We start from the raw sequence: 14,010 nt of genomic DNA, 5'->3' as shown, positions 1-14,010 counted from the left end.
CGGCAGCAGCCCAAGACTCCAACGCCTCAGCCCCTGCAACACATTCGAAGCGGAGGCGGTACTCAATCCGAGTGCTGGCCGGTCGCATCAGCGGCACGGCTTCCCGGCTTCCCCACCCCCACAGGAGGATCAAGTGAACTTCTCGCGTTTTTCGAATCTCCGCGGCACGCCGCAGAGGCCAGGGCGGATCATTGCCGTCGCATCGGCACTGCTGGCTGTGCTCATGGTCACAGCTCCGGTCGCCGTGGCTGAAGCAGGCAGCAGCAGTCGGCCCACCATGGCGCAGCTCGCTCTGGTGAGCGACGCCGTACTCGATACGGACGTGACGGGCATTGCCTGGTACACGGACACGGTGTCGGGCAGAGTTGTGGTCACTGCCGATGACTCTGTTTCGGCTGCTGAGATAGAGGCGATCAAGAAGGCTGCCGGCCATCATGCCGATTCCCTTCAGATCAAGCGGATGCCCGGTACGTTGTCTAAGCTCATGGCGGGCGGGGAGGGCATCCACTCCTCCGGCGGACGCTGTTCTCTGGGCTTCAACCTCCTCAGCCACACAACCGGCAACTACTACGCTCTCACGGCCGGTCACTGCACCAACCTCGGCAGCACCTGGTACGGGGACAGCGCGCTCACCTCAACTCTGGGCTCCACTGCCGCTTCCAGCTTCCCCGACAACGACTACGGCGCCGTTCGGCTTACCAGCGCCGCCGCTGCGGACGGCCGGGTTTATCTCTACGACGGCACCTACCGTGACATCACCGGCGCAGGCGACGCCTATGTCGGCCAGTCGGTCCAGCGCAGCGGCAGCACGACTGGCCTCCACAGCGGCGTGGTCACCGGCCTCAACGTGACCGTGAACTACCAGGAAGGCACGGTCTACGGTCTGATTCAGACCACCGTCTGTGCCGAACGAGGCGACAGCGGCGGGGCAATGTTCTCAGGAAGTACCGCGCTCGGCGTGACTTCTGGGGGCAGCGGCGACTGTTCCCAGGGCGGCACCAGCTTCTACCAGCCTGTTACGGAGGCGCTCAGCGCCTACGGACTCGACATCGTCTGACGCTCCGAGCCGGACCGATTTCGTTGTCCGGCCCCAAGGGCCCGGGGCACATGTCTGTAACCGGCAGCCCCTGACATTGCCGATGGCGCCACTGAGGCGGATGCGACGGTGGGGGTACGGACTTCGTCCGTACCCCCACCGTCGGGAGTTGCGTCGCCGAGGCCCTGTTGGTACAGCTGACCGCCACCAAGCGATTCGGTTGGTCTGTGTGGACGTGGACTGGAAGTAGTTGTCCCCGCTCGTGAACGAGTTGGCGAGCGCATGGTAGAAGGGCATCTCTGTGCGGGTGAAGTAACCCATACCATGGCTCAGCTCACTGAACTCGCCGCCCCCGAGAGGGTAGAGCGTTTCTGATATCTGGTCAGAGCCGCCCTTGTGCACAGGGCAGTAGCCGTCCATCCGGCCATGGTTCCAGGTGCCGTAGTCTCTCTCCTTGCCCATTCCGAGCCCTTCGATGCCGACGCCGTTGCTGTTGTCTCCTTCGGCCGTGATCAGGTTGAAGGGCAGTTCGCAGCCGTTCTCGTGGTCCGCGCACCGCTGGAAGAAGACGGGCAGGTTGCGCTCCTCCTGCCGGAGGGCGGTGGGGTCGCTGAAACCGCGCACTCCGCGCATCTATGGCGCGGCCGCTGTCGCCGATGGAGCCCTGGCCGGAGGCGCTGCGACAGTTGGAGGCGCGGCCGAGGGCGCCGCGCTGGCGCCTCAACTCGCCCGTTCGTCGCCGGGCACGGCACAATCATGCAGTCCATGGCCGACGCGGACGAGGCGGCCCACGCGTTCAGCGGCTTCGCCCGGTCCTCACTCGCCGAACGGAAGCGGGCTTCTCACGCGGGTGTGTCACGCCGGCGCCGGTCCGCGCAATTGTCGGCGGCCGTCGTCGCTGATTCTTTCGGTGATCCCCTGACGATCGAGGTGTTCCAGCAGCGGTACGACAACTCGCCGAGGTGCGGCCAGGGCGGTTCGCGCCTGGCTTACCCGGAAGGGAACGGGCAGATCTCGGAGTACGGCGAGGGACTGCTCAATCGCTTCGGGCGTGAGGTAGACGTTCGGTGCCAGTCGTACGAGCACGTCGTGCCAGGCCAGCGCGTGGAGTTCGGCCGTGTTGACCCCGAGCTCACGCCACCGCTCGGCAGTTGGCGCTCGCCATCTTGCGGCAGCGAGTTCCCGTTGAGCGGTCTCGGCGACTCTGTTCAGTCCGGAGGGCAGTGGGGCGTCAGCCATACCGATGCGTCCGAGCTGTTCCCTGAGCCGGGTCGAGAGGATGAGGTCGATCACTCGGAAGTCGGGGAGAGTGAGCGCCTCTCGTACCTGATCCCTGCTGAGTTCCGGTGCGGTGACGGATTGTTCGCTGTGGGTCCGGACCAGGCTCAGCAGTTGTTCGGCGAGCTGCCGCCAGTGTTCGGGATCGATGAACCATTCCTGCTCCGGCCGATCGACGGCAGGCAAGGGGATACCGAGTCGGCGCAGATCCACGCCGCGGGCCAGACCGCGGCGCTTGAGCTCGGAGGAGAGCAGCGGCTGCCCGGTCGCGGACTCCAGAGCGGCCCTGCGCCGCCCTGCCGCTCCGCGGTCGGCAATGCGCTCGGGCATCGGATCCAGCACGGTTGCGCCCAGCACCACACGAGTCGCGGGGTCGCGCACCGCGAGCCGGTCTCCCACATGCGGCGGTAGCGGTGCGGACAGCCGGAGCTGGCCGAGGTCGCCGGAGAGCCTGCGCAGCCGGGCCGGGCGACGGGCCGTGCCGAGGTGGCACATCACCTCGCTGGGCAGCGCCGGTGGATCCGCGCCGAGGGCATGCAGTCGGACATCAGCCAGCGTGCTGGTGACCCAAGCGTCCGGAGTGAGCAGGGCGCTGCCGCGGGGCACGGCGTCGCGGGGGACGCGGCGGAGGTTGACCGCGACGCGTGTGGGACCCGAGGCCTCGGTCACGGGTCGCTCGCATACGTGGAGCTCCCGGACGGTTGCACTCGGCCCCTCGACAGATGGGCACAGCTCAAGCCGGTCCCCGACGCGAAGAGTTCCACCGAGCAGGGTGCCCGTCACGACGGTGCCCGCGCCCGAGACCGTGAAGGCCCGGTCCACACACAGCCGCACCGGTCCCGGGCTGGGTGGGAGCGCCGGCGAAAGCAGGTCGAGTGCGGCGCGCAGCGCATCGAGACCCTGGCCGGTGTGCGCGCTCGTCGCCACCGGGGGCAGGGCTGGGAGACCGCGCGTGAGCAGCTCACGACGGGCGATGGCCGCCGTGGGCTCGGAATCGGCCAGGTCGCAGCGAGTGATCACGAGCAGCAGTTGCGGCACGGCGAAGGCGGCCAGTGCGTCGGCGTGCTCGGCGGTCTGCGCGGCCCAGCCCTGGTCCGCGGCCACTGCCAGCAGCGCGGCACGGACGGGGCCGAGTCCGGCCAGCATGGTTTGCAGATACCGCTCGTGACCCGGTACGTCGACGAAGGCGGCCCGCCGCCCGCTCGGCAGGTCGCACCGAGCGAATCCGAGATCCAGGGTGAGCCCGCGGCGGCGCTCCTCGGCGAGCCGGTCCGGGTCACGACCGGTGAGTGCGCGGACCAGAGCGCTCTTGCCGTGGTCGACATGTCCGGCCGTGGCTACGACGATCATGATACGGACCGTACGGCGACGACGACCTGGTTGTCCTGCCGTGGATCGATCGTGCGCAGATCGAGCAGGCAACGACTGCCCATCACCCGGCCCACAACCGGCGGCCTGCCGACGCGCAGCGCGGCGCCGTACCGCGCGGGCAGGCTGAGCGCCACACTGGGAAGCGCGACTTCCGGCGCGCCGCCGCCACCGACCATGGCCGTCGAGGCGACGATGCGCGCGCCGAAGTCGGACAACTGAGCCACCATCGCCTGGGCGCGCGCCCGCAGTTCGGCAGGCTCGGCGTGCAGCGCCTGCACGACCGGTGGGCGCGGTCCGCGAATGGTCGCCTCCATCGCGGCCAGCGTCAGCTTGTCCGTCCGGAGCGCACGAGCCAGTGGATGCCGCGCCAACTGCCTTACCAGACCGGCATCGCCGAAGATCAGGCCGGCTTGGGGGCCACCCAGCAGCTTGTCCCCACTCGCGGTCACCAGTGCCGCGCCGGCCTGCAATGCACTCTGCACATCCGGCTCCTGGGGCAGCGCGAAGTCGCGCCGCAGCAGCCCGGAGCCGACGTCGACGACGATCGGATCGTCCAGTGCGGACAGGGCGGCGACGTCGGTCGACTTCACGAAACCGGTCACCACGAAATTGGACGGATGCACCTTCAGTACAAACGCGGTGTCGTGGCCGACCGCCGAAGTGTAGTCATCCAGCGTTGTCCGGTTCGTCGTACCAACCTCGCGCAGCCGAGCGCCGGTACTCTCCATCAGCTCGGGCAGCCGGAAACCATCGCCGATGGCGACCAGTTCGCCCCTGCTGACCACGATCTCCCGCCCGTCGGCCAGGGCAAGCGCGCAGAGCACGAGCGCGGCGGCGTTGTTGTTCACCACGTGTACATCGCCGGCCTCGGGCAAGGCCGCCAGCAACGCCTCGTGCACCCCGCGACCGCGGCGTGCACGGGTGCCCGAGGAAAGGTCGAACTCGACGTCGGTGTACCCGGCGGCACTGACGACGGCGTCGACGGCCGCGGCCGACAGCGGGGCGCGGCCCAGGTTGGTGTGCACGACGATGCCCGTTGCGTTGATCACTGCCCATAGGCTGTTCGCGGTTTCCGGCAGGGTCCGCAGGACCTCGGCGAGCACCTCGCTCGGGTCGATCTCGTCTCGTCTGACCCGCTCTTGCGCGGCCTTGACGACGCCTTTGACCGCGGTTCGTCCCAAGTGGGCAATGGCGGAGTGCAGTTCCGGCGCGGCGAGCAGTGCATCGGTGCGGGGAATGTGACGCCGCGGATCAGTCATCGATGGCTCCCGTGGTGGAAGTTTGGCGGAGGCGGACGGGAATCGAACCCGCCTGGCCGGGAGAACCGGCCACGTCGGTTTTGAAGACCGCGGCGCGCCACCATGCGCCGGACGCCTCCAAGCTGAGGGCCTTCCTGGGTGGGGACTGAGTGTGTTCTGCTGGAGTTATGGACTCGACCAACGGCACCGAGATTCGCCTCACCCACATACGCGCGCGGCGGTGGCTGTGCGTGCAAGATTCCGCCGGGGGAGCTGGAAGAGGTGCTCGCAGGCCTGGCCATGCCTTCGGCGCACCTGGTGGTCGGCGCGGAGTACGGGGACGACGCTGCCGTGGTCGCCATCGACTCGTCGCGCGGCGTGGTGTCGACCACCGACTTCTTCACGCCCGTCGTGGACGATCCGTACACGTGGGGCCGGATCGCGGCGGCCAATGCGCTGTCCGATGTGTATGCCATGGGTGGCCGTCCGGTGGTGGCGGTCAACCTGTTGTGCTGGCCCCGCGAGACGTTGCCCATGGAGCTGGCTGCGGAAGTCCTGCGCGGCGGGGCCGACACCGCGGGCGAAGCGGGCTGCCCGGTCTGTGGGGGGCACAGCGTGGACGACGCAGAGCCCAAGTACGGCATGGCGGTCACCGGCGTCGTCGATCTCGACCACTTGTTGCGAAACGACTCCGGCCGTCCTGGTCTGCCGCTCTCGCTGACCAAACCGCTCGGCATCGGGGTGCTCAACACCCGGCACAAGGCCACGGGAGAGGATTCCCGCAGGCGGTCGCGGCGATGACGGAGCTCAACGACCGCGCGAGCGCGGCCGCCGTTTCGGCGGGGGTGCGATGTGCCACTGATGTCACGGGATTTGGTCTGCTGGGTCATCTCTACAAGCTGGTCCGGACGGGTGTCGCACTCTCGGCGAGGGAGGCGGCCGCGTTACCGGCACAGCGGGCAGCCCGAGTCGGCAACCAGCACCGTGCGTTCTCGGCCGGGTTCAGCGATGCGCTCCACGAACGACGTGGGAAGCATCAGCTCGGACGGCGGCGCCGCGGTCGCGGCGCGAGCATCACCTGCCGGCGCAGCATCCGCACTTCGCGCAGCACAGCGGCCAGAGCGAGATACAGAATGACGATCGCGATCCAGCTGAAGATCACCATGGCGAGGGGGGCAGACATGGTTGCGCGGCCGCTTCAGGCCGCGTTCCAGGCGACGTCGATCCCGTTGACCCAGTCCAGCAGGGCGGCGGTGCCGAGCCCGCCCTTCTGGTCGAACCGCACCTTGGCGGCGCCCTTCGCTCCGGCGACGATATACAGGTAGTCGAGCTCGGCGGCCTCCGCCGGATCGACTTGCTCCCCCACTCACTCGTGATGTGCCGGATCGCCTCAACCGACCCGGCGGTGGTGGACAGATAGGACGCGTTTTGCAGCAGCGCTGTGCGTACGTCGGGGCTGAGCCGGTGCAGCAGCTGCGTCATGCCGTGCATCCGGACACTGAACTTGCGCAGCTGCTCCGTGATTTCAGCCAGGGTGGAGGACGCGGCGCCGTCCAGGGAGATGAGTTCGTCGAGGTAGAGACGGAACGGAGTCCGGTCCGCTTCCCGCATGTCGCGGCGGGAGAGGCCTGCACGGAGCATGTCGCGAACCAGCAGGGAGATCAGGAGCCGGTCGGTGGGGCCGGTACCGGGTGGGCAGATCCACACCACCCGGGAGTCATCCATGGCTCGTCGGATGTCGTAGCTGCCGACGGGGGAGCCGAGGAAGGCTTTGATGACGGGGGAGGATGCGAGGCGGGCGAGCGGGTTGAGGACAGTCGGCAGCGCATCTTTGGGGATCTCGGTGAACGAGGTCACCCACCAGCAGCGCAGGCCCTGTCTCCGGTCTTCTTCACCGCCGGGCCAGCTGTCGTACAAGGCCTCCTACGGACCGATCTGGAGCGCCACCCTCACCGCCGCCCGCCGCACCACGCCTGTGCGGATGTCGCCCTTCCAGTGATCGCAGTGAGGGAAGTTCAGCGCGTGGGAGGCGATGGCGGCCTCCCAGTGATTGGCGACCCGGGCCACCTGGACAGTCGAAGGACGGCACGTGTCGTGCCGCCTGGACGACCACGAACACTGAGACCACGCTCACGCCCGTGCAGACCACCTGACGTCCGGACCGCTCCGGTCAAACCCACGATGTACAGCGCGATCAGGACGGGGATGCACGCCGGGAACACCAAGGCGGTGAGGTACACGGACACCAGCGAGAAGAGCAGTGCTCCCGCGAGCGCCAGCGGCGGCCACCGTCGGCACCACGGCAGCACAGCGCAGCTGGCCACAGTGGACGCCGCGTACGTCCAGACCAGCGGCTGGCCTCTGACCAAGGCAGGCAGGGCCAGCATCACCGCGCAGACCCCCCGAGCACCATCAGCCAGTCCTTGGCCCGTTCTCCCATGCTCCGAAACTAGACCACCCACGCGCCGGACACCCGCAGGCGGACCCTTGTGCCTGCACGGTGCGCGGAAGAGGTTCTCGCGGGGCTGGGGGCGGCCTCGTCCGGACCGGTCGTACTCCTCCGGCGGTAGCCGGGAGTCCCGTCCGTCCACGGCCGTACGGCAGATGCCATCCCTAGCCAGATGTGACTGCACCCCGCTGCGGGCCACTGTGGTTCTACCGCCGCAGATCACGGTTCGAAGCCCGATCGATCGGCGCGCAGGACCCCATAGGTGCCGCACCCCACACAGGCGAAACCCCGATCGTGCCGCACCCCACGCCACCACATCCGGAGTGTTTCCCTTGACCGCACACGGCCTCACCAACGACCCGTTCCTGCGCGCAGCCGCCACCCTCGATACGGACCACTTCGCCCCCGGTCGCCCCACCCCGCCCTCCAGGACCTCCCCGTCCCCTTCCCCCACGGGCGAGATGACCACGGCCCCGATCCACAGCCCTTCGCATCAGTTCACAGTGCCCGAACAGTTGTGGAGCGTCACGATGCCGATCACCACGGGGGACGGCCGGTCGGGCAGCCACACCTTCGTCGTCGCGGCGACCACCGCGCAGGCGGCTCTCGCCTCCGCCGTCGCCGGCGCCCGCACCGACGCCGCCAAGCTGCGCCGCCGCCACGCGACGATCGACACCCACGCCGCCGTCATCACCCTCTGGAAGGGGTAGGCGCCCGCGGCGGACCCGCACTCTCGTACAGAAGGACCCGGCGATCGCCGGGGCCTTCTGCTCTGCAGCACTCCGCCTGCCTGCAGACGCTGGTCAGCGCAGCCGGACCGCGCCCGGTCCACCTGCCCCGAGATGATCAGGCACGTCCCCCGGCTCCCCGGGGCGCGCCGAGGTCACGGGAGAGGCTGCGTCCCGCCTCGCGCACAGCGACCGCCAGCTCCACGCGCACCGGCCCGGCGAGCAGTCGCTCGACCGGGCCGACCACGCCGATGGCGCCCACCGGTCCGGAGCTGTCGTACACCGGGGAGGCGATGCCGGCCTCCCCCACGGCCGCCTCCTGGTCCTCCACCGCATATCCCGTCGCCCGGATCTGCTCGAGCTCCCGCGCCATCCGTGCAGGATCGTCGATGCTGGCCCCGGTGGGCACCGCGAGCTCGCCCGCCAGCAGTTGGTCGCGCAGCGCCTGGGGCGCATGCGCGACCACGGCCTTGCCCAACGCGCACGTGTTCCAGGGGATGCTCGTGCCGACCTCCGAGACCTGGACCGACCCTCCGGGCCGGAAGGCATGGTGCACCACCAGTGCCTGGTCACCGGTGAGAACCGCCCCACCCATACAGCCTCACCCACACGCGTGGCCAGCAAGTCCGCCCAGGTCAGAGCCCGGGTACGCAGTTCTTGGGTGCCCAGGTAGGCGTTGCCCAGCTGCACCAGTCCGGGCCCCAGACAGTACTTGCCCGTCTCCGCGTCCTGGAGCACCATGCCTTCGCCCTCAAGGGTCCGCAGCAATGCGTGGGCAGTCGGCTTGGCGACATCCAGGCGCTCGGCCAGGTCGGTGACGCCGAGCCTCGGTCCCGCCGTGGCGAGCTCCCTGAGGATGGGGACCGCTCTCTGTACCGACTGCACCATGAATGTTCTCCCTCGTTCGGCGTCGACGACCGGGGTTCCCATTCACTACCGGTGGGTACTTCGTCAGCGGCCTCGTACTAGGTGTGCATCTGCCGGAGCTGGGTTACACCCGGGTCTGGGTCTTCTGCTTGAGGCGTTCGTAGGGAGTTTGGCCACCGAGAGCGCCGTGCGGGCGATGGTAGTTGTAGTAGTCCTCCCACTCGCGGAGTTTGTCGTTGAAGACGCCGGTGTCATCGATGACGATGCCGGCGAGCATGCGGTAGAACTCCTCGGCATCGATGCGGTGGGAGCGTTCGACCTTGCCGTTGAGGTGCGGGGACGCCGGTTTGATGTAGGTGTGGGCGATGCCCTTGTCCAGCACGTGCCAGTGGAAGGCGGACTGGAACTCCGCGCCGTTGTCGGTCTGGATCACCTCGACCCGGAACGGCAAGCGCTCCAGGAGGTAGTCGAGGAACTGAATGGCGGTCTTCTGGTCGCACCGCGGGTAGATACGCAGCACCCGCAGCCGGGTGCAGTCGTCTATGGCGGTGAACTGGTAGTACTTGGCTCGGCGCCGTGCCTTCGGAAGCTTGCCGGTGACCGGGGCCGGGGCGGAGGTCTCGGCCGGGACGCCGACCGGTTCGATGAACTTGACATCGACCTGGACCCGGTTGCCGGGCAGCTGCTTCTCGTAGCGGGTGTAGCGCTTGTCGTGGCGCTTGTAGCGCTGGGAGGCAGGCAGCCGATTCATGCCCAGCTTTTTGAGGATGCGGTAGACCGCAGAGCAGGCGATCTCGATGTCGTGGTACCGCTTGAGGTACATCTTGATCTTCATTGGCCCGAAGTGGTAGTTCTGCCGCAGATGGACGATCTTGTTGACCACATCGGCCTGGGTGGCGTGGGGGCAGTGGTGGGGCCTGCTGGAGCGGTCGCGCAGGCCGTCAAGGCCTTCTTCCTGGTAACGCCGCTGCCACTTGTAGAAGCAATTGCGGCTGATCCCGTAGTACCGGCAGGTCAGTGAGACGTTTCCGGTGACTTCCTCGGCGTGACGCAGGACCGCCAGGCGTCGCTGGGCCTGACGGTCCTGCTGCAGTCTGACTGAAGGGGGCATGCCAGATCTCCGTAGTGGTAGGAGACCCAGGTGTCAACAACGTCCGGCAGTTTTATACCTAGCGCCCGTCCTCCACTGATCCCCCATGCCTGCCACTCCTGTGGGAAATCTGCGCTGAACCAGGATCGATGCCGAAAATGCTGGTGCTGAACGGCAGCTTGGCGACGTCATCGCGAGTGAAGGCAACGGCATTTGCGTGCGCAGAGACAGCCGGGAGGAAGCAGCCGATCAGCTGCGGCCCCCTTCTGGCCCGTCCCAGGATTCGTGAACCCCGTAAGGCTCTGATAGACGCAAACCGTTGTAGTCAGGACCGCCAGACGCATGCGACCGACCGTCAGTGCGGCCGTCCGAAGGCGGAAGCGGCTGCTGCTCGTCATCGGCGAGTACGGTGCCCGGCCCAACGGTCGAAGGCTTCATATGACCGCCTCGGCGGCGAACGGACGGGAGGCGGCTGGACTTCAAAGCGTTCTCGCACAGGCTCTTCGGAGGCCACGGGCGATACCGGTTGTCTTGCGGCATCGAGGCGGGGTGCTCAGCGGCCTCCGGTCCCGCTGCAGGCAGGCGCTCGACGGCGGCCCGGCACAGCAGGCGGAGCCTTTCGCCTCGAGTTCCCGCTTGGCGTCGGGATGCTGCGGCCCCATCGCACGAGGGCGTGGACGAAGGCAGGCGCGCCCGCAGTTCCGCCAGGTCAGCGCCGCGCGATAACGGCCCTGCCGATGCGGTGCAGTGTTGCGCTCGGGCCCGCGGTGCGCTCAGCGACGCCCCCGCGCCCAGGCGGCGGATGTAGGCGTCGGACGGAATGGCCTAGTGTGCGGCGGGGAGATCCTGCTGCCATGGCGCGGGGGTGATGCCTGCGGCATACATCGGCAGGTTGACCTGGCTTCCGTGGCGGGCGAGCTGAGCCCAGGGCCGGTTCAGGCCGGCCGCGCCGTGGCTGCGAGCGCGGGTGACGGCATCCAGGTCGAGGATGTCCACCAGGATTTCTTCGCCGGCTCCGCTCTGCTGGCGGATGACGCCCTCGGGGTCGACGATCGCGCTCGCGCCCCGGCCGGCCGGGGAGGCGGCGTTGAGGTTCACGATGTAGAGCTGGTTGGTCCACGCGTTGGCCCGCGCGCAGATCAGCTCCATGTCCCGGTCGCGGGCAGTGAGCGAGGGCTGAACGATCACTTCGGCGCCGAGCCAGGCGAGTTGCCGTGCCGTCTCGGGGAACGAGCCGTCACAGCAGATCGCGAGCCCGATCCGGCCGGCTTCGGGAACGTCGAAGACCACGAAATCGCTGCCGGGTGCGGTCTGTTCGTAGGGCTGTCGGAGAAAAACCTTGCGATACCGCGCTGCGATCTCGCCTTGGGGGGAGACGGCGAGGGCCGTGTTGTAGATCTTGTCGTCGTCGGCCAGCTCGTAGACGCTGCCGGGGATCAGCCACAGGCCGGTCTCCCAGGCCAGATCGCAGATCCGGTCGGTGAGCGGGCCGGGGATGGGGACGGCAGCCTCCTGCATCCAGTCGGCACGGGCCTCCAACGGTGCCTCGGCTGCGAGTAGCAGTTCCGGGACCACGACCATCTGGACGTGGGGGAACAGGGAGCAGACGGCACGCACGCGGTCGGCGAAACGATGCCAGGTGGCCTCGGAGTCGAAGAAGGCGGGGGCGGTCTGGATGGCTGCGATGGCCAGCGTGCGCATGGGGTCAGTCCTCTGTCAGGGTGCGTTCTGCGACCGCAATGCGGCCTTCACGGGAGAAGCGGCGAGAATCGGGCGCGCCGGGAGGTGCGGCGACGGCGGCGGAACGAGCGGGAACCCGCTCGCGCCTTTCGGGCGGAGCCGTGGCGGCGGGGCGAGCGTGACGGGACGGTGCAGGCCTAGGCTGCGGCGACGTTCCTCTTGAGTGGAATGCTGCGCAGAAGCACCGCTGCGGGATGCCGGGAGACGGCAGACCGGGCCGTCGCCCGAGCCCTTCGGGCTGTATAGGGCGGCTCTCAGCGTTGACGCGGGATGAACGCCTCGGAGCAGCCCCGTCCGTGGTGCAGCCCGAGACCGATCAGCGCGCGGGCCAGCGAGGCGTCGTCGCTGATCGCTATCAGCTGGTAGCCGTCCACGGCGTGCGGTGCCACAAGCGTGGTGACGTCACGCGTGGGAGCGATCGCGGAAGCGGCGACTCGGGTGTGGTGCAGCCACAGGCCTTCGCCCAGGTCCGCCGCGGCGGAGGGGGGTATCTGCCGGCCGTCGCCGTCGGCGGCGGTCGGGTATCCGCGAAAGGAGGAGCCGTCCAGCACCAAGGCGAGGGTGGCCGGGAAGCCCGCTACGGCGGCCAGTGCGTGGTCGACCGCGAGGAGCCCCTCCTGCCGGGCCCGCTCGGCGGCAGCCCGGGCGCCTTCGGCCTGGTGGATGGCCGCCTCGGCGTCCATCTGTGCGAGGAAGCACGCGGTGAATCCGCGGAGGGCGTTGATGGGGAGGGGTGAAGGCGGGGATGCGGTCATCGGGTCGCTCCTGTCGGGGGCCGGATTGCACACAACGGCAGCCGGCCACGGATGAGGGGATGGTCTCCCCCAGGAGGTGCGGATGGCATCAGCTGCTTCATCCTCTTCAGGCTGCCTTCCTGCACGGACATGCCGCGTCCCGCCCAGGATGGCTTTGCAGACCCACCCGGGGAGTCGTCGGATCGAAGTAGTACATCCCGGGATGTACTACTTCGATCCGGCCAGGGGGCCTCCTGGCCCCGTTCCGGCCTGACGGGCACGAGAGCGGGGCCGGGGATCGGACGGCTGCGTGTTCTCACCGCTCGCCGTTGGGGACCGGTGAGTCGAGCACGCGCTCTGGCCAGGCGTGCTGCTCCCGCAGAAGTTGGACGAAGGCCAGCTCGGCTGCGGAAAGCAGCCGGTTCCGGCGCCGCAGAAGAGTGATCGGGCAGTCTGCGGCGCAGGCTCCATCCCCAGGAGCGACAGCGTCCCCGCCCGGACGTCCTCGGCGACGGCGTGCTCGGAGATCAAGGAGATGCCGAGTCCGGCGGCCACGCAGCGCTTGACCGCCTCCGGACCCCACACCTCGGCTCGCGACGTCTCTGTGACGCCCCAGCCGGCGAGGGCGCGCTCCTGCAGCTCGCGAGTCTGAGATCCCGGCTCTCGCAGAATGAGGCGTTCGCCTGCCGGCATGTCGGCCGTCAAGGATGCGACCCCGGCGAGCGGGTGGCCGGGAGCGGCGACCGTGACCAGGTGCTCCTCGAGCAAGGCCTCGGAGAGCAGTCGCTGGTCGGCGGGGGCGCCTGCGACCACCGCGATCCCGATGCCGCCGCTGAGCAGCTGCTCGATGACCGCCGTGTTGTTCCCGACGAAGATGTGGCCCTCGATGCCCGGGTGCCGGGACCGGTAGGAGGCCATCAGGTCGGGCAGGAGGTAGGTGCCCACCGTGGTCGACCCGCCCACCATGATGCGCCCGGTGCGCAGACCGCTGAGCTGCTGGACCGCCGCGACGGCCTCCTCGGCCAGCGGGAACACCCGCTAGTCACGTTGGAGAGGGAAGTCTCGCTCGCACTGATCATCGTCGCGTCCATCATCGCCGTCTCGACGGCATTGCTGGGGACCGCCGCCTCTCTGTGGGAGGACCGAAGACAAGCGATAGAGGAGACGCACACGTCATGCGCACGGCATGCCGCGTCATGCGATGTCGGACCGACTCTGCAGGTGGCCGGCGTGCGCTGACGGATCGGGGCTCGAGCGTTCTCACCTGACGGGCGTGATCAGGTCTAGTGCGTCGTCGGGGAGCGGACCCCGTCCGCACCCTCGCGTCGCAGCACGGTCACCAGCTTGCCGAACTGGCGCGGGCTCAGCCCGCTGAACGGGGCTATCCAAGACGGCTCCGACGCCGTGATCACACCAGCCACATCAAGATCATCTCGCCCGTGATCAGCAGTTACGGGACAGCTCTTACGGCCTCGTGCG

At 68.6% G+C, this 14,010-nt stretch carries 13 protein-coding genes, 1 tRNA gene and 3 pseudogenes; 4 read left to right on the top strand and 13 right to left on the bottom strand.

Annotated elements, in window-relative coordinates; all coding sequences use genetic code 11:
• The first annotated feature begins 133 nt into the window (after positions 1-133).
• Positions 134-1,057 (top strand): S1 family peptidase, encoded by a 924-nt coding sequence (locus OG735_RS01380; protein ID WP_442812367.1) that lies wholly within the window; start codon positions 134-136, stop codon positions 1,055-1,057.
• Here OG735_RS01380 and OG735_RS41765 read toward each other — a convergent pair.
• The 4 genes from OG735_RS41765 to OG735_RS01365 form a co-directional block, all read right to left on the bottom strand.
• On the bottom strand, positions 938-1,669 hold the full coding sequence (locus tag OG735_RS41765) for an alkaline phosphatase family protein (RefSeq protein ID WP_442812366.1): 732 nt from the start codon (positions 1,667-1,669) through the stop codon (positions 938-940). The genes OG735_RS01380 and OG735_RS41765 overlap by 120 nt on opposite strands.
• Before the next feature lie 222 nt (positions 1,670-1,891).
• Positions 1,892-3,664 (bottom strand): selenocysteine-specific translation elongation factor, encoded by a 1,773-nt coding sequence (gene selB, locus OG735_RS01375; RefSeq protein WP_327321283.1) that lies wholly within the window; start codon positions 3,662-3,664, stop codon positions 1,892-1,894.
• Positions 3,661-4,944, bottom strand: a complete 1,284-nt coding sequence (gene selA / locus OG735_RS01370; RefSeq protein WP_327321282.1) for an L-seryl-tRNA(Sec) selenium transferase — start codon at positions 4,942-4,944, stop codon at positions 3,661-3,663. Before selA ends, selB begins: the two co-directional genes overlap by 4 nt.
• 23 nt (positions 4,945-4,967) lie before the next feature.
• A tRNA-Sec gene (locus tag OG735_RS01365) sits at positions 4,968-5,063 on the bottom strand.
• Between the two features lie 37 nt (positions 5,064-5,100).
• Between OG735_RS01365 and selD the strand changes: the two are divergent.
• Positions 5,101-5,891 (top strand): annotated as a pseudogene (gene selD / locus OG735_RS01360) (selenide, water dikinase SelD); the annotation flags it as partial.
• A gap of 68 nt (positions 5,892-5,959) precedes the next feature.
• Here selD and OG735_RS01355 read toward each other — a convergent pair.
• Positions 5,960-6,106, bottom strand: a complete 147-nt coding sequence (locus OG735_RS01355) for a hypothetical protein (protein ID WP_327328636.1) — start codon at positions 6,104-6,106, stop codon at positions 5,960-5,962.
• Between the two features lie 15 nt (positions 6,107-6,121).
• Positions 6,122-6,289, bottom strand: coding sequence for a hypothetical protein (locus tag OG735_RS01350; protein ID WP_327328635.1), 168 nt, complete (start codon positions 6,287-6,289; stop codon positions 6,122-6,124).
• Positions 6,290-6,697: 408 nt separating this feature from the next.
• On the opposite strand from OG735_RS01350, the gene OG735_RS01345 reads away from it, so the two are divergent.
• Positions 6,698-6,922, top strand: a complete 225-nt coding sequence (locus OG735_RS01345; RefSeq protein WP_327321281.1) for a hypothetical protein — start codon at positions 6,698-6,700, stop codon at positions 6,920-6,922.
• A 782-nt stretch (positions 6,923-7,704) separates the two neighbouring features.
• Positions 7,705-8,082, top strand: coding sequence for a hypothetical protein (locus OG735_RS01340; protein WP_327321280.1), 378 nt, complete (start codon positions 7,705-7,707; stop codon positions 8,080-8,082).
• Positions 8,083-8,218: 136 nt separating this feature from the next.
• On the opposite strand, the gene OG735_RS01335 is transcribed toward OG735_RS01340, so the two are convergent.
• The 7 genes and pseudogenes from OG735_RS01335 to OG735_RS01305 all read right to left on the bottom strand — a co-directional run.
• Complete coding sequence (locus OG735_RS01335; protein WP_327321279.1) at positions 8,219-8,695, bottom strand: IclR family transcriptional regulator; 477 nt, start codon at positions 8,693-8,695, stop codon at positions 8,219-8,221.
• 191 nt (positions 8,696-8,886) lie between these two features.
• Positions 8,887-8,988, bottom strand: a pseudogene (locus tag OG735_RS01330) (helix-turn-helix domain-containing protein); the annotation flags it as partial.
• Positions 8,989-9,091: 103 nt separating this feature from the next.
• Entirely contained in the window at positions 9,092-10,078 is a 987-nt protein-coding gene (locus OG735_RS01325) for an IS481 family transposase (protein WP_442812365.1), read from the bottom strand.
• 804 nt (positions 10,079-10,882) lie between these two features.
• The gene (locus OG735_RS01320; protein WP_327321278.1) at positions 10,883-11,758 is read right to left on the bottom strand and encodes a carbon-nitrogen hydrolase family protein; all 876 of its coding nucleotides are present in this window, start codon (positions 11,756-11,758) and stop codon (positions 10,883-10,885) included.
• A 293-nt stretch (positions 11,759-12,051) separates the two neighbouring features.
• The gene (locus tag OG735_RS01315; protein ID WP_327321277.1) at positions 12,052-12,552 is read right to left on the bottom strand and encodes a hypothetical protein; all 501 of its coding nucleotides are present in this window, start codon (positions 12,550-12,552) and stop codon (positions 12,052-12,054) included.
• 207 nt (positions 12,553-12,759) lie between these two features.
• A complete protein-coding gene (locus tag OG735_RS01310) occupies positions 12,760-13,566 on the bottom strand; it encodes a LysR substrate-binding domain-containing protein (protein ID WP_327321276.1) in 807 nt (268 codons plus the stop codon).
• Between the two features lie 266 nt (positions 13,567-13,832).
• Positions 13,833-13,952, bottom strand: a pseudogene (locus tag OG735_RS01305) (IS5/IS1182 family transposase); the annotation flags it as partial.
• Positions 13,953-14,010 lie beyond the last annotated feature (58 nt).

The sequence above is a fragment of the Streptomyces sp. NBC_01210 genome, assembly GCF_036010325.1.
GTDB lineage: Bacteria > Actinomycetota > Actinomycetes > Streptomycetales > Streptomycetaceae > Streptomyces.
This window is presented reverse-complemented; position numbering and strand designations above follow the sequence as displayed.

Coding starts and splice junctions, on each gene's coding strand:
- OG735_RS41765 (WP_442812366.1), bottom strand. CDS start 1,669: ATGCGCGGAGTGCGCGGTTTCAGCGACCCCACCGCCCTCCGGCAGGAG.
- OG735_RS01355 (WP_327328636.1), bottom strand. CDS start 6,106: ATGTCTGCCCCCCTCGCCATGGTGATCTTCAGCTGGATCGCGATCGTC.
- OG735_RS01315 (WP_327321277.1), bottom strand. CDS start 12,552: ATGACCGCATCCCCGCCTTCACCCCTCCCCATCAACGCCCTCCGCGGA.
- OG735_RS01325 (WP_442812365.1), bottom strand. CDS start 10,078: ATGCCCCCTTCAGTCAGACTGCAGCAGGACCGTCAGGCCCAGCGACGC.
- selB (WP_327321283.1), bottom strand. CDS start 3,664: ATGATCGTCGTAGCCACGGCCGGACATGTCGACCACGGCAAGAGCGCT.
- OG735_RS01335 (WP_327321279.1), bottom strand. CDS start 8,695: ATGGGTGGGGCGGTTCTCACCGGTGACCAGGCACTGGTGGTGCACCAT.
- OG735_RS01345 (WP_327321281.1), top strand. CDS start 6,698: ATGACGGGGGAGGATGCGAGGCGGGCGAGCGGGTTGAGGACAGTCGGC.
- OG735_RS01320 (WP_327321278.1), bottom strand. CDS start 11,758: ATGCGCACGCTGGCCATCGCAGCCATCCAGACCGCCCCCGCCTTCTTC.
- selA (WP_327321282.1), bottom strand. CDS start 4,944: ATGACTGATCCGCGGCGTCACATTCCCCGCACCGATGCACTGCTCGCC.